The organism is Pseudomonas sp. F9001 (assembly GCF_013385435.1).
GTDB lineage: Bacteria > Pseudomonadota > Gammaproteobacteria > Pseudomonadales > Pseudomonadaceae > Aquipseudomonas.
This window is the reverse complement of the sequence record NZ_JACAPX010000001.1, coordinates 22,574-41,939: the sequence shown is the minus strand read 5'-3', so window position 1 is coordinate 41,939 and position 19,366 is coordinate 22,574. Positions and strand designations below refer to the sequence as shown.

Here is a 19,366-nt window from a genome sequence, read left to right as displayed (position 1 = left end):
GATGTCCTTGTCAGGGGCTGATGACTCGACCCTGGTGGTCCACCACCGGGCCGCTGAAGTGCGCGCCGCCGGCGTCCAGCAACAGGCTGCTGCCGCCGACTTGCAGCGTGATGCCCTGGGCGCTCATCGTGAGGCTGGCGGCGCCGACCTTGATGTCGACCTGTTCGCGGGAACCTGTGAACGTGGTGGGGCCATTGACCCAGTTGAAGGTATGGCTGGCGTCGTCGTAGTCGCTCTGGGTACCGTCCTGATGGCGGCGCCGGGTCAGTGTCGAAGCGCTGGAGACCGGTGGAAAGCGGTCGCTGTTCAAGCCGAACAAGGCCACCGATTGCGCCCCGCCCTCCCCGGCGCCGTAGTTGAGCAGCAAACATTGCTCGCCTACTGACGGGATGCGGGTTTCCGTCTGCGCTCCGGCGCTGGGGTTGAAAAAGCGGATCGCCGGGGTGAGCAGTTCGCCGTGGCTGACCTTGCAGGTATTGCTGGCGGCGTCGACCTCCTGGCACACGCCGATTCGGCAGAAACTTTCGGCGCGTCGATACAGGTCTTCGAGCTGGCTTTCCATTTCCGCCAGGCGCTCCACGATCGGCCCCAGCTGCATGCGTAACAGCGCGTCGAACATGGGCTACTCCGCCAGCGGCTTGTATTGGTCGGGGTCGTCGATGTTCGAGACGTCCCAGGTGCAGGCAAAAAGCGGCTTGCCTGTGGGATCGTTGAGCAACGGCGGCCCGATATAGAGGGTTTGGGTGAAGGTGACGGTCCAGGTGTCGTAGTCCGTCTCTGCGCTGGTGCGTATTGAAGGCGCAGCGACGATGCTGGTCGGCAGGTCGCACTGCGCCTGCGGCAGGCTCCAGCGGTTATCCAGCACCAGGTCCATCAGTTGGCTGGCCAGGTCGCAGGCATCAAAGGGCAAGGCACCCGGGGCCACCATGGCCTTGAGTGAAATCCCCAGGGCATGGGCCTTGCGCCCCTCGCGGGAGCGAAGGCCCGGCCCATTGCCTTCGACCGTGATCAACACGCCGGTGTCGTTCGCGCCGCCCTGAAAGTCCTGATGAGTGCCGACCTTAAGTTCCGGAAACGCCCTGCGCAGTGCCTCGCTGATGGCCTGGGGCAGTTGGGAGGGTTTTTCGATAAGTGTCATTTAAGTAGCGTCCTTGCAACGGTTACTGCGGGTCCCGGCCAGGGCCTTCGTTGACGCCGATGCGCTTGGCCGCCCAGCGTTCATAAAGGCCGATGGCCACGTCGGCGCCGGCCATGGCGGTCAGGCACCCAATGGCGCCGGCCGTCCAGATCGACATGCCGGCGGCGTAGCACAGCATCAGGGCTGATACCCCGCACACCATGCAGGCCCCCGAACGCAGGGCCAGGCGCCGCATAAGCGACCAACCGCGGGCGCCTTCCTTGTCGGCGCGCCACATTTCTCCGGAAACCCCGCCAATCACCGCCAATACGATGACCAGCCAGATAGGCATTTCCGCCAACGCTTGCTGCTCGTTTGTCATGTCACGCCTCCTGGAATGAGTGATACCGGCAGGTCGCCGGTTGTAGGTGTTTGTTTCAATTTGAATGGGTTCTCTAGGTAGGCATTCCAAAAAGCCCGGTTGCCCGGGCTTTTCAGTAATGATGTCCTCGAACTTTCGGCGCTACTGGCGCGGTACGGTTCTTTCCTCAATGTTTTTCCGACCACGATCCCTGTCTGCCGGATAACTGCTTCTGGTGCTTTACGCTGCACACCCGGGCCAGTTGCCAACCCTCTGAACCGTTAAGGCCGATTCATCGCTGCCTGTTCTTGAAGCGGTTTGAAACTAAAGAGCGTCGGCATCCTTGCCGGTATTGCCTGGCATCCTTGCCATCGCTTCGATGGCGTCCTTGCCGGTGTTGCGTAACGTCCTTGTCTTCCTTGGCTGCATCCTTGCCGCCTCCACCAGGCCTTCTTGGCTGGCTTGAGACGAAGAATATGCATGTATGCATATACAGTCAATGCACAAATGCATTTATTTTTGCGCAAGAAATGCACAGGTGCATTTATAGCCCCGCAGGCAAAGGGTTTGGTGGTTTTACGCAGACGAAAAAAAGCCCGCTCACTGGCGGGCTTTGTCTTACACAGAAGGGTTAGCGGGCGTACATGCCCCACCAGAAAACGTGACCAAGGATGCTGATCTGTTCATCCTGGATTTCCTGGAAGCTGTAGTCCTCGTCCGGATGTTCATCGCGGTTGAAGCTACGCAGGCGAATCCCGGAAGGCAGGCGATAGAGCTGTTTCACCCGTAGCTGGCCGTTGTGATTGATGGCGTAAAGATCGCCATCGACGATGTCACCAATCCCGCATTTGCCCGCATTGACACCTACGGTGGCGCCGTCGCGCAGCACCGGCAACATACTGTTGCCGCGCACCGTCACGCACTTGGCCTGGTCGAACTGCACACCGTTATGCCGCAGGCTGCGCTTGCCGAACCGCAGGCTGGCCTTCTCGCTTTCCTCGATGACGAATCTTCCTGATCCAGCAGCCAATTCAACCTCGCGCAGAAAGGGGATCGACACCTCGTCATCATTAACGGGTGTTTCGTCGTCCCACAGGCTTATGTCCTTGAGTTCCGAATGCATCGGGTCACGCTCGTCCGACCGCACCGGCACCAGCCCTGCGCGCCCGCGCAGCTGATCGGTGCTGACCTGGAAGTAATCGGCGATGCGCGAGATGTGCTTGTCCGACGGATCCACGATCTTGCCGCTGAGGATCCGGGACAGTGTGGATTGAGGCACGCCGGTACGCCGGTGAAGCTCCGTGGGGGAGATCCGGTCGCGGTCCAGCAGCTCTCTTAAGACGATAGAAACGTTGCGTTTTTGCATAACGCGGATAGTGCAGGCAGTTTTGATGCTTGGCAAATGCTAATTTGCATATTTAATGCATTGATTGCAGGTTTTTACCTAACCATTTGTGGTCTGCCTCGCATGCTAACCTGCGCCTATCGGAAAAATGCTGGGTTTGTTGATGACGCACTTTGCAGATCCAATCAGAAAAGTCATGACGCACTCAGAGCAAGAAGTCTCAGACGAAGCGCTGCGCTTTGCTCGCTCAAACAAGAAAATGATTGCCAGGCGTCTGACCGACAAAGCTATCTATCCTCCGGAAGAGGCGCCTGTATCGGTCTACATGGCCGGCTCACCGGGTGCAGGAAAAACCGAGGCATCAATCGCGCTCGTGAATCTTTTTGCCGACACCCCGATCCTTCGAATTGACCCCGATGAGCTTCGTAGCGAATTTGTTGCCTATACCGGCGGTAACTCCTGGTTATTCCAGAGAGGGGTTTCTATTTTGGTGGAGAAGATTCTGGATTTTGCGATGGACCAACAGCAGTCGTTCCTCCTTGACGGAACATTTTCAAACATTGATGTCGCCAGGCGGAATGTGGATCGTTCCTTAAGAAAAGGCAGGTTCGTACAGATTCTGTACGTCTACCAGGATCCGAGGCTCGCTTGGGACTTCGTCAAAGCTCGCGAAGAAGCAGAAGGAAGAAGGATTCGTAAAGAGCATTTCATCGACCAGTACTTTGCCGCACGTGACGTCGTCAACGCACTTAAGCTAGAGTACGGCGGCGATATCCACGTGGATTTGCTGCTCAAGCACATTGACAACTCGGGACGATTGTACAAAGCCGGTGTCGAAAAAATTGACTACCATATTCCTGAGCGACACACGCGGGCCGATCTTGAGGCCAGACTCGGGCAACCATCAGGAGCGTAATGATGATTTCGATTAAGCTGGGCTTGACCAAAGGTGCAAAAAGCCCCTTTGCCGACTTTATTCGTAACGCTAAATCTGATCAAAAAAAGCGCGTATACAGCGAAGTGCTGACCGAAGCGACCAAACAGCAGAACCTTGTATTGATGGCAGCTGAGGCAAAACGAGCCTGACATCTACTAAGGCACTGCAATAAAGAACCCGACCCAGCGTCGGGTTTTTTTATTGATCAACCGAACCCGATCTGTCTTGGTTTCCATCGTAAACCATAGGACAAACACATCGTTTATAAGGCTCGTAGCGAGAATTCAACATCGTATAGCCGCCCACAATGCATAAAAAATCAATGTACCATTAGCCTATTTACCCTTGCCAAAAATCGACAGGAAGAGCTGAACCCCGCGTATGACCGACCTCTCCAGCCACACCCCGATGATGCAGCAGTACTGGCGCCTGAAAAACCAGCACCCTGATCAGTTGATGTTCTACCGCATGGGCGATTTCTACGAGATCTTCTATGAAGACGCGAAGAAGGCGGCCAAGTTGCTGGACATCACCCTGACCGCGCGCGGGCAGTCGGCCGGGCAGTCAATTCCGATGTGCGGGATTCCATATCATTCGTTGGAAGGTTACCTGGTCAAGCTGGTGAAGCTGGGCGAGTCGGTGGTGATCTGTGAGCAGATCGGCGACCCGGCCACCAGCAAGGGCCCGGTGGAACGCCAGGTGGTGCGCATCATCACGCCGGGTACGGTGAGTGATGAGGCGCTGCTGGATGAGCGTCGCGACAACCTGATCGCGGCAGTACTGGGGGACGAACGCCTGTTCGGCCTGGCAGTCCTGGATATCACCAGTGGCAACTTCACGGTGCTGGAGATCAAGGGCTGGGAGAATCTGCTGGCGGAGCTTGAGCGCGTCAATCCGGTGGAGTTGATGATCCCGGACGACTGGCCAAAGGACCTGCCGGCGGAACGTCGCCGTGGGACCAAGCGTCGTGCGCCGTGGGATTTCGAGCGTGATTCGGCGCTGAAAAGCCTGTGCCAGCAATTCTCCGTGCAAGACCTCAAGGGCTTCGGTTGCGAAACCCTGACCCTGGCCATCGGCGCCGCCGGTTGCCTGCTCAGCTATGCCAAGGAAACCCAGCGCACTGCCCTGCCGCATTTGCGCAGCCTGCGTCATGAACGCCTGGACGACACCGTGGTGCTGGATGGCGCCAGCCGTCGCAACCTGGAACTGGACACCAACCTGGCCGGCGGGCGCGACAACACCCTGCAATCGGTGGTCGACCGTTGCCAGACCGCCATGGGCAGCCGCTTGCTGACCCGCTGGTTGAACCGCCCGCTGCGGGATTTGACCGTGCTGCAAGCCCGCCAGACCTCTATTACCTGCCTGCTCGACCGCTACCGCTTTGAAAAGCTGCAACCGCAGCTCAAGGAAATCGGCGATATCGAGCGGATCCTGGCGCGGATCGGCCTGCGTAACGCGCGGCCCCGCGACCTGGCACGCCTGCGCGATGCCCTCGGCGCCCTGCCGCAACTGCAAGCGGCGATGACCGAACTGGAAGCACCGCACCTGCAGCAGCTGGCAGTCACCACCGGCACCTACCCGGAGCTGGCGGCGCTGCTGGAAAAAGCCATCATCGACAACCCGCCCGCGATCATCCGTGACGGTGGCGTGTTGAAGACCGGTTACGACACTGAGCTGGATGAGCTGCAATCCCTGAGCGAGAACGCCGGGCAGTTCCTGATTGACCTGGAAGCCCGTGAAAAAGCCCGCACGGGCCTGGCCAACCTGAAAGTCGGCTACAACCGCGTGCACGGCTACTTTATCGAGTTGCCAAGCAAGCAGGCCGAGCAGGCGCCGATCGATTACCAGCGCCGCCAGACCCTCAAGGGGGCCGAGCGCTTTATCACTCCGGAGCTTAAAGAATTCGAAGACAAGGCGCTGTCGGCCAAAAGCCGCGCCCTGGCCCGGGAGAAAATGCTCTACGAAGCCTTGCTCGAAAGCCTGATCGATAAGCTGGCACCGCTGCAGGACACCGCCGCCGCCCTGGCCGAGCTGGATGTACTGAGCAACCTGGCCGAGCGAGCCCTGAACCTTGACCTGAACTGCCCGCGCTTTGTCAGCGAGCCGTGCATGCGCATCGTGCAAGGTCGCCACCCGGTGGTTGAGCAGGTGTTGACCACGCCGTTCGTCGCCAACGACCTGTCGCTGGACGACGACACCCGCATGCTGGTGATCACCGGTCCGAACATGGGCGGTAAATCCACCTACATGCGTCAGACCGCGTTAATCGTGCTGCTGGCGCATATCGGCAGCTTCGTGCCGGCGGCAAGCTGCGAATTGTCACTGGTGGACCGCATCTTCACCCGGATCGGTTCCAGCGATGACCTGGCCGGCGGCCGTTCGACCTTTATGGTGGAAATGAGCGAAACCGCCAACATCCTGCACAACGCCACCGAACGCAGCCTGGTGCTGATGGACGAAGTGGGCCGCGGCACCAGCACCTTCGACGGGCTGTCCCTGGCGTGGGCGGCGGCCGAACGTTTGGCGCACCTGCGGGCATATACGCTGTTCGCGACGCACTACTTCGAACTGACCGTGCTGCCGGAAAACGAGCCGTTGGTAGCCAACGTGCACCTCAATGCCACCGAGCACAACGAGCGCATCGTGTTCCTGCACCACGTGCTGCCCGGCCCGGCAAGCCAGAGTTACGGCCTGGCCGTGGCGCAACTGGCGGGGGTGCCGGCCGAGGTGATTACCCGTGCTCGCGAGCACCTGAGCCGCCTGGAAGAAACCGCGCTGCCCCATGAGATTCCCGTGGCCAGCCCGGCCAAGGCCAGCAACAAACCCAGCGCGCCGCACCAGAGCGACATGTTCGCCAGCCTGCCTCATCCGGTACTGGATGAGTTGGCTAAGCTTGACCTGGATGACGTGACGCCGCGAAAAGCGCTCGAAATGTTATATGCACTGAAGACTCGGATATAACGCAGACGCTTGCAAGCTGGTAGACTCTCGCGCGGTTTGGGATGCTGCGGGCTTTTAGCCTGGCCTGCAGACTATCGCTCCCGAACCTCGCGAGCCCTGCCACAAAGGGTTTCGCTGCCGCCGCCTGAGGAGAAAATTAGAAATGACCTTCGTCGTCACCGACAACTGCATCAAGTGCAAGTACACCGACTGCGTAGAAGTGTGTCCGGTGGACTGCTTCTACGAAGGCCCGAATTTCCTGGTCATCCACCCGGACGAGTGCATTGACTGCGCCCTGTGTGAACCAGAATGCCCGGCCGTCGCTATTTTCTCCGAGGACGAAGTCCCCGCAGAGATGCAGGAATTTATTCAGTTGAACGTTGAGCTGGCGGAAATCTGGCCGAATATCACTGAGCGCAAAGACCCGATGCCGGATGCGGCAGAGTGGGATGGCAAAAAAGGCAAGATTGCCGACCTCGAACGCTGATAGCGTCGATGCCCTCCAAAAGGCCCCTTGCGGGCCTTTTTGCATTTCTGCGGGGCGGGTTTCACTTTTCTACAGGCAAAAAAAAGGGGCGGTATGACCCGCCCACATTTTTTCCCTAGTCCCTGTGTTCCTTTTCATCGTCCTGATGAATCGCATCCTGCGAGGTTCCCTGAATCATCGTTCCTTGATGACTGTGTCAATCCGTGGACACAGGACTGATCTTAGAGAGTTCACGGGGAAGTTCAACGGGATCCAACCCGCCGGATTTTCGATTTAAGCGCTCAAACGCGAATAAATAATCGTTATATTTCAATAAGATAGAAATATAGGCAATCAATTCAAGACGCCCCCGCCGATGAAAAAACCCAAACGCTTACGAAAAAGTAAGTGAATGCTTACACCAGCAATTACGTAAAAGAGTAAAAAACGCCTCGTTGGTGTTCATCAGGCAAGAAAAAGCCCCGACAAGGTCGAGGCTTTTTTCCCATCCGGTGGATCAGTCGTCGCTGACAGTAATCGTCGGCATTGCCTGGGCCTCGGCTTCCTGCAGGACGATTCGCGCGCCTACGTGGCGCGCCAGCTCCTGGTAGACCATGGCAATCTGGCCATCGGGCTCGGCAACCACCGTCGGCTTGCCGCCATCAGCCTGCTCTCGAATCCCCATGGACAGCGGCAATGACGCCAGCAGTTCAACGCCGTACTGGGTCGCGAGCTTCTCGCCGCCGCCTTCACCGAACAGATGCTCGGCGTGGCCGCAGTTGGAGCAGATGTGCACCGCCATGTTTTCCACGACGCCCAGCACCGGGATGTTGACCTTGCGGAACATCTCCACACCCTTGCGGGCATCCAGCAGCGCGAGGTCCTGCGGTGTGGTGACGATCACCGCGCCGGCCACCGGCACTTTCTGCGCCAGGGTCAGCTGGATATCGCCGGTGCCGGGCGGCATATCGATCACCAGGTAGTCCAGGTTGCCCCAGTCGGTCTGCGTGACCAGTTGCAGCAACGCACCGGATACCATCGGGCCGCGCCAGACCATCGGTGTGTTGTCGTCGGTCAGGAAGGCCATGGACATGACTTCCACGCCATGGGACTCGATCGGCACGAACCATTTCTGGTCCTTGATCTTCGGCCGGGTGCCTTCCGGGATGCCAAACATCACGCCCTGGCTCGGGCCATAGATGTCGGCGTCGAGAATCCCGACCCGCGCGCCTTCCCGGGCCAGGGCCAGGGCCAGGTTGGCGGCGGTGGTGGATTTGCCCACGCCGCCCTTGCCGGAAGCCACGGCCACCACGTTCTTGACGTTGGCCAGGCCCGGAATCTGCGCCTGGGCCTTGTGCGGGGCGATCACGCACTGGATGTCGACCCTGGCCGCGCTGACGCCGTCCAGGCCTTCGATGGCCATTTGCAGCATCTGCGCCCAGCCGCTCTTGAACAGGCCTGCGGCGTAGCCCAGCTCAAGCTGGACCGAAACCTTGTCACCCTGCACGTCGATGGCGCGTACGCACCCGGCGCTGACCGGGTCCTGGTTCAGGTAGGGGTCGGTGTACTGGCGAAGAACGGCTTCCACCGCTGCGCGATTGACGGCGCTCATGGGCTACTCCCGAAAAAAGACTGACTAAAACAGGCGGCTATCCTAACCGTTCCAGCGCCCCAGCGGCACGCTTTCGGCCTGCGGGAAAATCCGGAAACAGCCGCACGGGGTGAAATAAATTTCCCGGCGCTTTATAGTGGCCGACCTCCGTTTCATCAAGTAGCCGAGCCCCATGTCCGAGCCACGCAAGATCCTCGTCACCAGCGCCCTGCCCTATGCCAATGGTTCCATCCACCTTGGCCATATGCTTGAGTACATCCAGACCGATATGTGGGTGCGCTTCCAGAAGCATCGCGGCAATCAATGCATTTATGTCTGCGCGGACGACGCCCACGGTTCGGCCATCATGTTGCGCGCCGAGAAGGAAGGGATCACCCCGGAACAACTGATCGCCAACGTCCAGGCTGAACACAGCGCCGACTTTGCCGAGTTCCTGGTGGATTTCGATAACTTCCACTCGACCCACTCCGACGAAAACCGCGAGCTGTCGAGCCAGATCTACCTGCGCCTCAAGGACGCCGGGCACATTGCCACGCGTTCGATCACCCAGTATTTCGACCCGGAAAAGAAAATGTTCCTGGCCGACCGCTTCATCAAGGGCACCTGCCCGAAATGCGGCACTGAGGACCAGTACGGCGACAACTGCGAGAAATGCGGCGCCACTTACGCGCCCACCGACCTGAAGGATCCGAAGTCGGCCATCTCCGGCGCCACCCCGGTACTCAAGGATTCCCAGCACTTCTTCTTCAAGCTCCCGGATTTCCAGCAGATGCTGCAAACCTGGACCCGCAGCGGCACCCTGCAGGACGCCGTGGCGAACAAGATTGCCGAATGGCTGGACGCCGGCCTGCAACAGTGGGACATCTCCCGCGATGCGCCGTACTTCGGCTTTGAGATCCCGGGCGAGCCAGGCAAGTACTTCTACGTGTGGCTGGACGCGCCGATCGGCTACATGGCCAGCTTCAAGAACCTGTGCGACCGCACGCCGGAGCTGGACTTCGACGCGTTCTGGAACAAGGACTCCACGGCCGAGCTGTACCACTTCATCGGCAAGGACATCGTCAACTTCCACGCGCTGTTCTGGCCTGCAATGCTTGAAGGCTCGGGCTATCGCAAGCCAACCGGCATTGCCGTGCACGGTTACCTGACGGTCAACGGCCAGAAGATGTCCAAGTCCCGTGGCACCTTTATCAAGGCGCGCACCTACCTGGACCACCTGTCGCCGGAATACCTGCGCTACTACTACGCCTCCAAGCTGGGCCGTGGTGTCGACGACCTGGACCTGAACCTGGAAGACTTCGTACAGAAGGTCAACTCGGACCTGGTGGGCAAGGTGGTCAACATCGCCAGCCGTTGCGCCGGGTTTATCCACAAGGGCAACGCCGGGGTGCTGGTGGCTGAAAATGCCGCACCTGAGTTGACCGATGCATTCCTGGCGGCGGCGCCAAGCATCGCCGATGCCTATGAAGCCCGCGACTTTGCCCGGGCCATGCGCGAAATCATGGGCCTGGCCGACCGCGCCAACGCCTGGATCGCCGACAAGGCGCCGTGGTCGCTGAACAAGCAGGAAGGCAAGCAGGCTGAAGTCCAGGCGATCTGCGCCACGGGCGTCAACCTGTTCCGTCAGTTGGTGATCTTCCTCAAGCCGGTATTGCCGTTGCTGGCAGCCGATGCCGAGGCGTTCCTCAATGTGCCGCCGCTGACCTGGAATGACCACGCGACACTGCTCGGCAACCATCAGTTGAATGAGTTCAAGCCGCTGATGACCCGTATCGACCCGGTAAAAGTGCAGGCCATGACCGACGCATCGAAAGAAGACCTCGAGGCCAGCAAGACCGATACCGGCGACGCTGCACCTGCGGGCAATGGCGAACTGGCGAAAGATCCGTTGTCGCCGGAAATCGACTTCGACGCCTTCGCTGCGGTGGACTTGCGGGTTGCCCTGATCCTCAAGGCCGAAGCCGTGGAAGGCGCCGACAAGCTGCTGCGCCTGACCCTGGACATCGGTGATGAACAACGCAACGTGTTCTCGGGGATCAAGAGCGCCTATCCGGACCCATCCAAGCTCGATGGTCGCCTGACCATGATGATCGCCAACCTCAAGCCGCGGAAAATGAAGTTCGGTATCTCCGAAGGCATGGTGATGGCGGCCGGCCCTGGCGGTGAAGAGATCTACCTGTTGAGCCCGGACAGCGGCGCCAAGCCGGGTCAGCGCATCAAGTAACAATGGCTAACTGCCTCATGGTCTCGGCCATGGGGCGGTTTCAGCTAGTACCCCCTCCTCGCTTGCCGGATAATCGGATTCTGTTTGCTGTCGGCCCGTTGTTGGCTGTGGCTTTTCCGGGTTCCAACGCAATGATCAAACCATGAGCCTGATTCAACGTATCGACGCCCTGCTGCCGCAAACCCAGTGTGGCAAATGTGGGCATCCTGGCTGCAAGCCCTACGCAGAAGGCATTGCCCAAGGCGAGGCGATCAACAAGTGCCCTCCGGGCGGCCAGGAAACCATTACAGGCCTGGCGCAGCTGTTGAAGCTCCCGGTGCTGGAGTTGGACACATCTCGAGGGGAAGCGCCCGCACAGATCGCGTTTATCCGTGAAGCGGAGTGCATCGGCTGTACCAAATGCATCCAGGCCTGCCCGGTGGACGCTATCGTCGGTGCTGCCAAATTGATGCACACGGTGATTGTCGACGAGTGCACGGGTTGCGACCTGTGTGTAGCACCCTGCCCGGTTGATTGCATCGAAATGCGTCCGTTGAGCACCGTGGTACCGATTGTCGGCGGGCTGGCCTCCAATGATCATGAACGCGAGGCACGCAGCCTCAAGCGCAACCGGGCCCGGCGACGGTTTGAACAGCGCAACGCGCGGCTGCAACGCGAAGAGGAACAGAAACTTGCCGAACGCCAGGCACGCTCCAAGCGCGCCGCCCCGGTAGCTGCGGCCACGGTCAACCCGGTCCAGGCGGCCATTGAGCGGGTTCGTGCACAAAAAGCCGCGGCCATGGACGCCGCCTTGAAGAAGGCCAAGATCAACCTGGCCATGAGCCGCGCCCAATTGCACAAATCCCTGAAAGCTTTCGGCCACCCGCCGACCTTTGAACAGCAGTCGCAGTTGATCATTCTGCAACAGCACTTCGAAACGGCAGAGCAGGCGCTTGCGGCACTGGTGGTGGCTGATGCCCGCACCTGAACCCCTTGAGCACCGGCCCCACGTGATGAAGCGTGTACTGCCGGTGCACGCCGCGTTTATCCTGCTCGGGTTATTGGGCCCGTTTTTCGTAACCACACTGACTGTCCGCAAGGAACCGCTCGCCCCATGAACGCCGCAAAACGCCTGGAAATTTTCCGCCGGCTTCACGAAGACAACCCGGAACCGAAAACCGAACTGGCCTACTCCTCGCCGTTCGAGTTGCTGATCGCCGTGATTCTCTCGGCCCAGTCCACAGACGTCGGCGTCAACAAGGCCACCGCCAAGTTGTATCCGGTGGCGAACACCCCGGAGGCGATCTACGCGCTGGGGGTTGAGGGGTTGTCCGAATACATCAAGACCATCGGCCTGTACAACAGCAAGGCGAAGAATGTCATCGAGACATGCCGGCTGCTGGTGGAACTGCACGGCAGCGAAGTACCGCAAACGCGCGAAGCCCTGGAAGCCCTTCCGGGTGTTGGCCGAAAAACCGCCAATGTGGTGCTCAATACAGCATTTCGCCAGTTGACCATGGCGGTGGACACGCACATCTTTCGGGTCAGCAACCGAACCGGTATTGCCCGCGGAAAAAATGTGGTGGAGGTGGAAAAACAGCTGATGAAGTTCGTGCCCAAGCCGTATCTGCTGGACTCGCATCACTGGTTGATCCTTCACGGACGCTATGTCTGCCAGGCCCGCAAGCCGCGCTGTGGCAGCTGCCGCATCGAAGACCTGTGCGAATACAAGGAAAAGACTTCCGACGATTGAGCCATCATTGCTTTTATCGATGAGTCGATTGAAAAAATCTTTTTTACCAGGCCCGAGATTATCGTTATAAGGAGCGCCAACGGCAGTCTTAGCCTGGAGTTAACCTTATGAGCACTGGCAAAGAACAACTGGATGTAGAAGACGACGTTGTTGGCGCTGAATCCGACGATGATGCAGCAGAAGCACCGGTAGAGGTGGCCAAGACCAATTTGAGCAAACGCCGCACCATCGACAACCTGCTGGAAGAGCGGCGCTTGCAAAAACAGTTGGCCGATTACGACTTCGATCTCTAATCGATCCAACGATAAACAGAAGCCTCCCTTGCGGAGGCTTTTTTCTGACTGGATGTAAATGTGAGGCCGGCCTACACCAGGCCGTTTCGCTGGGCCAGCTCGATCAAGTCCACCAGCGAGCGGGCGTTGAGCTTGAGCAGCAAGCGGGTCTTGTAGGTGCTCACAGTCTTGTTGCTCAGGAACATGCCATCGGCGATCTCCTTGTTGGTCTTGCCGCGGGCCAACTGCTGCAACACCATCATCTCCCGGCCGGACAGGCGCTCGACCATGTCCGCTTCGCTGGCGTTACCCATTGTGGAGCGCACCGAGTTCAACGCCTGGTTGGGGAAGTAGCTGTACCCGCACAGCACCGCCTTGACCGCGCTCAACAGCTCGGTGAGATCCTGTTGCTTGCACACGTAGCCGGCAGCACCCGCCTGCATGCACCGCATCGAGAAATGCCCGGGCGCCTGGGACGTCAGCACCAGCACCTTGAAGGGATGTGCCTGTTTGGTTGATGACAGCCGGCATATAACTTCCAGGCCATCGAGTTTGGGAATTCCAATATCCAGTATGACAATGTCCGGCATATGCTCGCGCGCAAGTTGCAAGGCATCGACACCGTTATCGGTCTCGGCAACGACCTCATAACTATGACGTTCCATTAGCATACGCACAGCAAGACGAATGACGGGATGATCATCCACGATCAGCACTTTATTCATGGGCAAGTCCAATTTCGCTGTTCGAATTATTAAGAGTAAGCACAATAGCCTAGTCGTTTCTCGCTTGGCATAGCGCTCCCCCCCAAGCAACAGCAAGCAGAGACCTAACCCACAAAGACATAGGATTTAACCTACAAAAAAACGCCAGATCGGAGCTATCCAGTTTTGTTGGGGCTTTCAGAACTTTCCGAGCACAAACATATTTTGAGTGAAAATTCCCAGGATTACGCGGGCCCGGGTAAACGCGCCGTACACAAGTTTCAGGAAATGCCCCTTGTGCGCTGTCAGAAGACCTGTGAACCCGGAGGGAAACCGGGTTTTTAAAAGTTCCATTCGACATAATTACTAACGCTCCATAAATCCTACAGGCATGTCAGCATCTGACATATTCGCGGTACATTTCTGAGTGAATTTTCTGTAGTACATAGTTCCTGCCTACAAGAAAAAATCTCACTTTCAACAATGCATCACTTATCGAGCGAAATTAATAAACATTGCTCCCGTAAAAATATAAACACTCCAGATCATCTCCTGGAGTACCTGAACTTTTTCGAAGCGAACAATAAACACAGGCGCGCGCCCGATGATTCCGGATGTATTTTCAACCAAAAAAAAATGGCCCCTTGAGGGGCCATTTTTCATTGCAACTTACAACACTCAGAACAACTTGCGACCTTTGTTGGCCGCAATGCGCATGCGCAACGCGTTCAGCTTGATGAAGCCTGCCGCGTCTGCCTGGTTGTAGGCGCCGCCATCTTCTTCAAAAGTGGCGATGTTGGCGTCGAACAACGACTCATCGGACTTGCGACCGGTCACGATCACATTGCCCTTGTACAGCTTCAGGCGCACAACGCCGTTCACGTGGACCTGGGAAGCGTCGATCATCTGTTGCAGCATCAGACGCTCAGGGCTCCACCAGTAGCCGGTGTAGATCAGGCTGGCGTACTTGGGCATCAACTCGTCTTTGAGGTGAGCCACTTCACGGTCCAGGGTGATGGACTCAATGGCGCGGTGAGCGCGCAGCATGATGGTGCCGCCCGGGGTTTCGTAGCAACCACGGGACTTCATGCCCACGTAACGGTTCTCGACGATGTCGAGGCGGCCGATACCGTGTTCGCCACCGATACGGTTCAGGGTCGCCAGTACGGTGGCCGGGGTCATTTCGACGCCGTCCAGCGCGACGATGTCGCCGTTGCGGTAGGTCAGTTCCAGGTACTGGGCCTTGTCAGGAGCGTTCTCCGGGGAGACGGTCCATTTCCACATGTCTTCTTCGTGCTCGGTCCAGGTGTCTTCCAGCACGCCGCCTTCATAGGAGATGTGCAGCAAGTTGGCGTCCATCGAGTACGGGGACTTCTTCTTGCCGTGACGCTCGATCGGGATCGCGTGCTTTTCAGCGTAGTCCATCAGCTTTTCACGGGACAACAGGTCCCATTCACGCCACGGAGCAATCACTTTTACGCCTGGCTTCAAGGCGTAGGCGCCCAGTTCGAAACGCACCTGGTCGTTGCCCTTGCCGGTGGCGCCATGGGAAATGGCGTCGGCGCCGGTTTCGTTGGCGATTTCGATCAGGCGCTTGGCGATCAGCGGACGTGCGATGGAAGTACCCAGCAGGTACTCGCCTTCGTAGACAGTGTTGGCGCGAAACATCGGGAAAACGAAATCGCGGACGAACTCTTCGCGCAGGTCGTCAATGTAGATCTCTTTCACGCCCATGGCTTGCGCCTTGGCACGTGCAGGTTCGACCTCTTCGCCCTGACCCAGGTCAGCGGTGAAGGTCACCACTTCACAGTTATAAGTATCCTGCAGCCACTTGAGGATCACCGAAGTGTCCAGGCCGCCGGAATACGCGAGAACGACCTTGTTTACGTCGGCCATGCCATCACTCCACGGGGTTGTACGGAAAGGCGTCGATTCTACCGACCAAAACCGTGAAATTACAGAGGCGCGACAGCAAATGAAGATAAAGCGACAGATTATGTCGAGCGGGCGACGAAACGCCGCACCTTATGAGGTGGCGGCAGCGTTGCCTGGCGCCTTGGCCTGGGGCGCCGGTTTGTCGGGGGCTGCCACCCGTTCGAGCTGAATATTCACCCGGCGGTTTTTCGCCCGGTTGGCCGCGTTGGTGTTCGGCGCCAGCGGATAGCTTTCGCCATGAAAGCGCAGGGTAATCTGCGATTCCTGGATGCCATTGGCCTTGAAGTAGTCCATCACCGCCAATGCACGACGCCGTGAAACGTCGCGATTGGTCAGGCGATTGCCGCTGTTGTCGGAGTGGCCATTCAACTCGACGTGGTTAACCGTCGGGTCGGCTTTCATGAATTCGAGAATCACCGAGAGCTTTTTCCTGGCCGCCGCGTCCAGTTCGATGCCGCCACCCGGGAAACCCACCTCGGTCTGTCTGACCTGCTCGAAATTCATCGGCAGCAGCTTGGTGGTGCAGAGTTGGTAGTCGTTGTAGGCCTTGCTGAATTTCGCCGGCAGCAGGCGGATCTCGGAGTAACCGCCGTCGCGGCTATAGTGGCGCACCGTCGGGCTGCGCCCTTCGAGCAGGCCGGTAAACAAACGCCCGGCCTGGGCCTGGGAGCTGTTGAACAGCACATCGCCACTGCCGACACGCACCACCCCCAGGTTGATATCGCCACGCCCCGGCTGCCACGGCGCAGCCGCCGCCAACAGGGTTGCGGAACCGGCACCCAACGAGCCGTTAAAGGCTTTCAGGCGAAACGTCGCCTGCTCGCCGGCCCGGCGCACGAACTCGCCCGAGCCGAAATCGGTGATCGGCTGGGTCAAGCGGCACTCGAATTTATCGCCCTCCACTTTCCACTCAATATTCTCCAGACGTGTCTGGAACGTGAGGGCCATCGCGGGCAGGCTGGCGAACACACTGAGCAGGGCTAGATAATGCTGGCGCACGGGAGGCTCCACTGGTTTCTACAACACATCAAGGCGTCATACATCGTTAAGGCATACCCAGGGATATCGGTCGCATCCTGCAAAACTTGATAGCGAGTGCCTGCAAGAGTCTTTTCCGGTAGCATTCCCACCAGATTGACCCGCCTGGAATCCCCAATGTCCGACCGCCTGACCCTGCTGCGTCCCGACGACTGGCATATTCATCTTCGCGATGGTGCTGCGTTGCCCCAAACCGTGGCCGATGTAGCGCGCACGTTTGGCCGCGCCATCATCATGCCTAACCTGGTACCTCCGGTGCGTAACGCCGCGGAAGCCGACGCCTATCGCCAGCGCATTCTCGCTGCACGACCGGCCGGCAGCCGCTTCGAACCGTTGATGGTGCTGTACCTGACCGACCGCACCCAGCCCGAAGAAATCCGCCAGGCCAAGGCCAGTGGTTTCGTGCACGCCGCCAAGCTGTACCCGGCCGGCGCGACCACCAACTCCGACTCCGGCGTCACCAGTATCGACAAGATCCTGCCGGCCATCGAAGCCATGGCCGAAGTGGGCATGCCGTTGCTGATCCACGGTGAAGTCACCCGTGGCGATGTCGATGTGTTCGATCGTGAAAAGATCTTCATCGACGAGCACATGCGCCGAGTTGTCGAGCTGTTCCCGACCCTCAAGGTGGTGTTCGAGCACATCACCACCGCCGATGCCGTGCAGTTCGTCACCGAGGCTTCGGCCAACGTCGGCGCGACCATCACCGCGCATCACCTGCTGTACAACCGCAACCACATGCTGGTGGGCGGGATTCGGCCGCACTTCTATTGCCTGCCGATTCTCAAGCGCAACACGCACCAGGTAGCGCTGCTCGATGCCGCCACCAGTGGCAGCGAGAAATTTTTCCTCGGTACCGACTCTGCACCTCACGCCCAACACGCCAAGGAAGCCGCGTGTGGTTGTGCCGGTTGCTATACCGCCTATGCGGCGATCGAGTTGTATGCCGAAGCGTTCGAACAACGCAACGCCCTGGACAAGCTTGAAGGGTTCGCCAGCCTCAACGGCCCGCGTTTCTATGGCCTGCCGGCGAATACCGACCGCATTACCCTGGTCCGTGAAGACTGGACCGCCCCCACCAGCCTGCCGTTTGGCGAGCTGACCGTTATCCCGCTGCGCGCCGGTGAAACACTGCGCTGGCGCCTGCTGGAGGAACACCCGTGAGTGAAGACCATTACGACGACGACCAGGAACACGGCGGCGGTGGTGGCGGTTCCCGTCACCCGATGGCCGAGCGTTTCCGTGGCTACCTGCCCGTTGTCATCGACGTAGAAACCGGCGGTTTCAATTGCGCCACTGATGCGTTGCTGGAAATCGCCGCCACGACCATCGGCATGGATGAACAGGGTTTCGTGTTCCCGGAACACACCCACTTCTTCCGCGTCGAGCCGTTCGAAGGTGCCAACATCGAAGCGGCGGCCCTGGAGTTCACCGGGATCAAGCTTGATCACCCACTGCGCATGGCCGTCAGCGAAGAAGCGGCGCTGACCGACATCTTCCGTGGCGTACGCAAGGCCCTGAAGGCCAATGGCTGCAAACGCGCGATCCTGGTGGGCCACAACAGCAGCTTCGACCTGGGCTTCCTCAATGCCGCCGTGGCCCGCCTGGACATGAAGCGCAACCCGTTTCACCCGTTCTCCAGCTTCGACACTGCGACCCTGGCCGGTTTGGCCTATGGCCAGACCGTGCTGGCGAAGGCCTGCCAGGCTGCCGGTATCGACTTCGACGGTCGTGAGGCCCACTCGGCCCGCTACGACACCGAGAAGACCGCCGAGCTGTTCTGCGGCATCGTCAACCGTTGGAAACAGATGGGCGGCTGGGAAGACTTCGGCGACTGAAGCCAAATCCCGCACATAAAAAAACCGGCCTTCTCAGGCCGGTTTTTTTTGCTTCGAACGTGGCTTACAGCTTGCCAGCGTTCTCGGTCAGGTAAGCCGCAACGCCTTCTGGCGAAGCGTTCATGCCCTTGTCGCCTTTTTTCCAGTTGGCAGGGCAGACTTCGCCGTGCTCTTCGTGGAATTGCAGGGCGTCGACCAGACGGATCAGCTCTTCCATGTTACGGCCCAGCGGCAGGTCGTTGATGATCTGCGAGCGTACAACGCCCTTGTCGTCGATCAGGAACGCGCCACGGAATGCCACGCCGCCTTCGGACTCAACGTCGTAGGCCTTGGCGATGTCGTGCTTCATGTCGGCAGCCATGGTGTATTTGACTTTGCCGATGCCGCCATCATTGATGGCGGTGTTGCGCCAGGCGTTGTGGGTGAAATGGGAGTCGATGGAAACGGCAACCACTTCAACATTACGCGCCTTGAAATCGTCCATGCGGTGATCCAGGGCGATCAGCTCCGATGGGCAGACGAAGGTGAAGTCCAGCGGGTAGAAGAACACCAGGCCGTATTTGCCTTTGATGGCTTCAGACAGTTTGAAGCTGTCTACGATTTCGCCATTGCCGAGGACGGCGGGTACGTCGAAATCCGGGGCTTGTTTGCCGACGAGTACGCTCATTGGGTATCTCCTGATGGTGGTGACTGAAGTAAAAGGATCCGTCCCAGTGTGCCGCAGCTAAACGACAGGCCTGTGACGTGATCACGCTTCGTGAAGACCGACCATCATACCGGAAAAAAGCCGTTCGTCAGTGAAGCCGCGTGCAAACACCAAGGCTTGAGAAACCACTTTGACAATC

The 19,366-nt window shown here is 58.8% G+C and carries 18 protein-coding genes and 1 pseudogene; 10 read left to right on the top strand and 9 right to left on the bottom strand.

Annotated elements, in window-relative coordinates; translation table 11 throughout:
• Window positions 1–10 precede the first annotated feature (10 nt).
• The 4 genes from HX818_RS00195 to HX818_RS00180 all read right to left on the bottom strand — a co-directional run bounded on the left by HX818_RS00195 (window position 11) and on the right by HX818_RS00180 (window position 2,844).
• Window positions 11–619, bottom strand: a complete 609-nt coding sequence (locus tag HX818_RS00195; protein WP_102604888.1) for a phage baseplate assembly protein V — start codon at window positions 617–619, stop codon at window positions 11–13.
• Window positions 620–622: 3 nt separating this feature from the next.
• Window positions 623–1,138 (bottom strand): hypothetical protein, encoded by a 516-nt coding sequence (locus HX818_RS00190; RefSeq protein WP_177019256.1) that lies wholly within the window; start codon window positions 1,136–1,138, stop codon window positions 623–625.
• Between the two features lie 22 nt (window positions 1,139–1,160).
• Window positions 1,161–1,499, bottom strand: coding sequence for a phage holin family protein (locus tag HX818_RS00185; RefSeq protein WP_003208680.1), 339 nt, complete (start codon window positions 1,497–1,499; stop codon window positions 1,161–1,163).
• A gap of 610 nt (window positions 1,500–2,109) precedes the next feature.
• Window positions 2,110–2,844 (bottom strand): XRE family transcriptional regulator, encoded by a 735-nt coding sequence (locus HX818_RS00180; protein ID WP_032899152.1) that lies wholly within the window; start codon window positions 2,842–2,844, stop codon window positions 2,110–2,112.
• A gap of 142 nt (window positions 2,845–2,986) precedes the next feature.
• Between HX818_RS00180 and HX818_RS00175 the strand changes: the two genes are divergently transcribed.
• The 4 genes from HX818_RS00175 (at window position 2,987) to fdxA (ending at window position 7,187) form a co-directional block, all read left to right on the top strand.
• Window positions 2,987–3,739: a zeta toxin family protein gene (locus HX818_RS00175; protein WP_256344147.1), complete on the top strand. Its 753-nt coding sequence runs from the start codon at window positions 2,987–2,989 to the stop codon at window positions 3,737–3,739.
• Between the two features lie 2 nt (window positions 3,740–3,741).
• A complete protein-coding gene (locus HX818_RS00170; RefSeq protein ID WP_023659214.1) occupies window positions 3,742–3,909 on the top strand; it encodes a hypothetical protein in 168 nt (55 codons plus the stop codon).
• 232 nt (window positions 3,910–4,141) lie between these two features.
• A complete protein-coding gene (gene mutS, locus HX818_RS00165) occupies window positions 4,142–6,721 on the top strand; it encodes a DNA mismatch repair protein MutS (RefSeq protein WP_087695283.1) in 2,580 nt (859 codons plus the stop codon).
• Between the two features lie 142 nt (window positions 6,722–6,863).
• Window positions 6,864–7,187: a ferredoxin FdxA gene (gene fdxA / locus HX818_RS00160; protein ID WP_003208688.1), complete on the top strand. Its 324-nt coding sequence runs from the start codon at window positions 6,864–6,866 to the stop codon at window positions 7,185–7,187.
• A gap of 496 nt (window positions 7,188–7,683) precedes the next feature.
• Here fdxA and apbC read toward each other — a convergent pair whose 3' ends face one another.
• Window positions 7,684–8,778 carry an iron-sulfur cluster carrier protein ApbC gene (gene apbC, locus HX818_RS00155; RefSeq protein ID WP_102369833.1) on the bottom strand — a complete coding sequence of 365 codons (1,095 nt, stop codon included), beginning with the start codon at window positions 8,776–8,778 and terminating at the stop codon, window positions 7,684–7,686.
• Between the two features lie 172 nt (window positions 8,779–8,950).
• On the opposite strand from apbC, the gene metG reads away from it, so the two are divergent.
• The 4 genes and pseudogenes from metG to HX818_RS00135 all read left to right on the top strand — a co-directional run bounded on the left by metG (window position 8,951) and on the right by HX818_RS00135 (window position 13,027).
• Complete coding sequence (metG, locus tag HX818_RS00150) at window positions 8,951–11,002, top strand: methionine--tRNA ligase (RefSeq protein WP_003208690.1); 2,052 nt, start codon at window positions 8,951–8,953, stop codon at window positions 11,000–11,002.
• A gap of 121 nt (window positions 11,003–11,123) precedes the next feature.
• A pseudogene (gene rsxB / locus HX818_RS00145) lies at window positions 11,124–11,945 on the top strand (electron transport complex subunit RsxB); the annotation flags it as partial.
• Window positions 11,946–12,095: 150 nt separating this feature from the next.
• Window positions 12,096–12,734 carry an endonuclease III gene (nth, locus tag HX818_RS00140; protein ID WP_010170146.1) on the top strand — a complete coding sequence of 213 codons (639 nt, stop codon included), beginning with the start codon at window positions 12,096–12,098 and terminating at the stop codon, window positions 12,732–12,734.
• Between the two features lie 107 nt (window positions 12,735–12,841).
• Window positions 12,842–13,027: a PA3496 family putative envelope integrity protein gene (locus tag HX818_RS00135; protein WP_003208696.1), complete on the top strand. Its 186-nt coding sequence runs from the start codon at window positions 12,842–12,844 to the stop codon at window positions 13,025–13,027.
• A 71-nt stretch (window positions 13,028–13,098) separates the two neighbouring features.
• Here HX818_RS00135 and HX818_RS00130 read toward each other — a convergent pair whose 3' ends face one another.
• From HX818_RS00130 to HX818_RS00120, 3 genes are all read right to left on the bottom strand, one after another.
• A complete protein-coding gene (locus tag HX818_RS00130; protein ID WP_003208698.1) occupies window positions 13,099–13,731 on the bottom strand; it encodes a response regulator transcription factor in 633 nt (210 codons plus the stop codon).
• Window positions 13,732–14,388: 657 nt separating this feature from the next.
• Complete coding sequence (locus HX818_RS00125; protein ID WP_003208700.1) at window positions 14,389–15,606, bottom strand: argininosuccinate synthase; 1,218 nt, start codon at window positions 15,604–15,606, stop codon at window positions 14,389–14,391.
• 129 nt (window positions 15,607–15,735) lie between these two features.
• Entirely contained in the window at window positions 15,736–16,644 is a 909-nt protein-coding gene (locus HX818_RS00120) for an OmpA family protein (RefSeq protein ID WP_177019254.1), read from the bottom strand.
• Window positions 16,645–16,800: 156 nt separating this feature from the next.
• Between HX818_RS00120 and pyrC the strand changes: the two genes are divergently transcribed.
• Together pyrC and rnt are read left to right on the top strand one after the other, a co-directional pair.
• Window positions 16,801–17,847, top strand: coding sequence for a dihydroorotase (gene pyrC / locus HX818_RS00115; RefSeq protein ID WP_003208703.1), 1,047 nt, complete (start codon window positions 16,801–16,803; stop codon window positions 17,845–17,847).
• A complete protein-coding gene (gene rnt, locus HX818_RS00110; protein ID WP_003208704.1) occupies window positions 17,844–18,521 on the top strand; it encodes a ribonuclease T in 678 nt (225 codons plus the stop codon). The genes pyrC and rnt overlap by 4 nt, the downstream gene beginning before the upstream one ends.
• A gap of 64 nt (window positions 18,522–18,585) precedes the next feature.
• Here the strand turns inward: rnt and HX818_RS00105 are convergent, their stop codons facing one another.
• Window positions 18,586–19,188, bottom strand: coding sequence for a peroxiredoxin (locus HX818_RS00105; protein WP_003172097.1), 603 nt, complete (start codon window positions 19,186–19,188; stop codon window positions 18,586–18,588).
• Window positions 19,189–19,366: the final 178 nt, after the last annotated feature.

What these genes read in the sequence shown, in the direction of transcription:
- HX818_RS00195 (WP_102604888.1), bottom strand. Translation starts at nt 619, where the DNA reads ATGTTCGACGCGCTGTTACGCATGCAGCTGGGGCCGATCGTGGAGCGC.
- HX818_RS00190 (WP_177019256.1), bottom strand. Translation starts at nt 1,138, where the DNA reads ATGACACTTATCGAAAAACCCTCCCAACTGCCCCAGGCCATCAGCGAG.
- HX818_RS00185 (WP_003208680.1), bottom strand. Translation starts at nt 1,499, where the DNA reads ATGACAAACGAGCAGCAAGCGTTGGCGGAAATGCCTATCTGGCTGGTC.
- HX818_RS00180 (WP_032899152.1), bottom strand. Translation starts at nt 2,844, where the DNA reads ATGCAAAAACGCAACGTTTCTATCGTCTTAAGAGAGCTGCTGGACCGC.
- HX818_RS00175 (WP_256344147.1), top strand. Translation starts at nt 2,987, where the DNA reads ATGACGCACTTTGCAGATCCAATCAGAAAAGTCATGACGCACTCAGAG.
- HX818_RS00170 (WP_023659214.1), top strand. Translation starts at nt 3,742, where the DNA reads ATGATTTCGATTAAGCTGGGCTTGACCAAAGGTGCAAAAAGCCCCTTT.
- mutS (WP_087695283.1), top strand. Translation starts at nt 4,142, where the DNA reads ATGACCGACCTCTCCAGCCACACCCCGATGATGCAGCAGTACTGGCGC.
- fdxA (WP_003208688.1), top strand. Translation starts at nt 6,864, where the DNA reads ATGACCTTCGTCGTCACCGACAACTGCATCAAGTGCAAGTACACCGAC.
- apbC (WP_102369833.1), bottom strand. Translation starts at nt 8,778, where the DNA reads ATGAGCGCCGTCAATCGCGCAGCGGTGGAAGCCGTTCTTCGCCAGTAC.
- metG (WP_003208690.1), top strand. Translation starts at nt 8,951, where the DNA reads ATGTCCGAGCCACGCAAGATCCTCGTCACCAGCGCCCTGCCCTATGCC.
- nth (WP_010170146.1), top strand. Translation starts at nt 12,096, where the DNA reads ATGAACGCCGCAAAACGCCTGGAAATTTTCCGCCGGCTTCACGAAGAC.
- HX818_RS00135 (WP_003208696.1), top strand. Translation starts at nt 12,842, where the DNA reads ATGAGCACTGGCAAAGAACAACTGGATGTAGAAGACGACGTTGTTGGC.
- HX818_RS00130 (WP_003208698.1), bottom strand. Translation starts at nt 13,731, where the DNA reads ATGAATAAAGTGCTGATCGTGGATGATCATCCCGTCATTCGTCTTGCT.
- HX818_RS00125 (WP_003208700.1), bottom strand. Translation starts at nt 15,606, where the DNA reads ATGGCCGACGTAAACAAGGTCGTTCTCGCGTATTCCGGCGGCCTGGAC.
- pyrC (WP_003208703.1), top strand. Translation starts at nt 16,801, where the DNA reads ATGTCCGACCGCCTGACCCTGCTGCGTCCCGACGACTGGCATATTCAT.
- HX818_RS00105 (WP_003172097.1), bottom strand. Translation starts at nt 19,188, where the DNA reads ATGAGCGTACTCGTCGGCAAACAAGCCCCGGATTTCGACGTACCCGCC.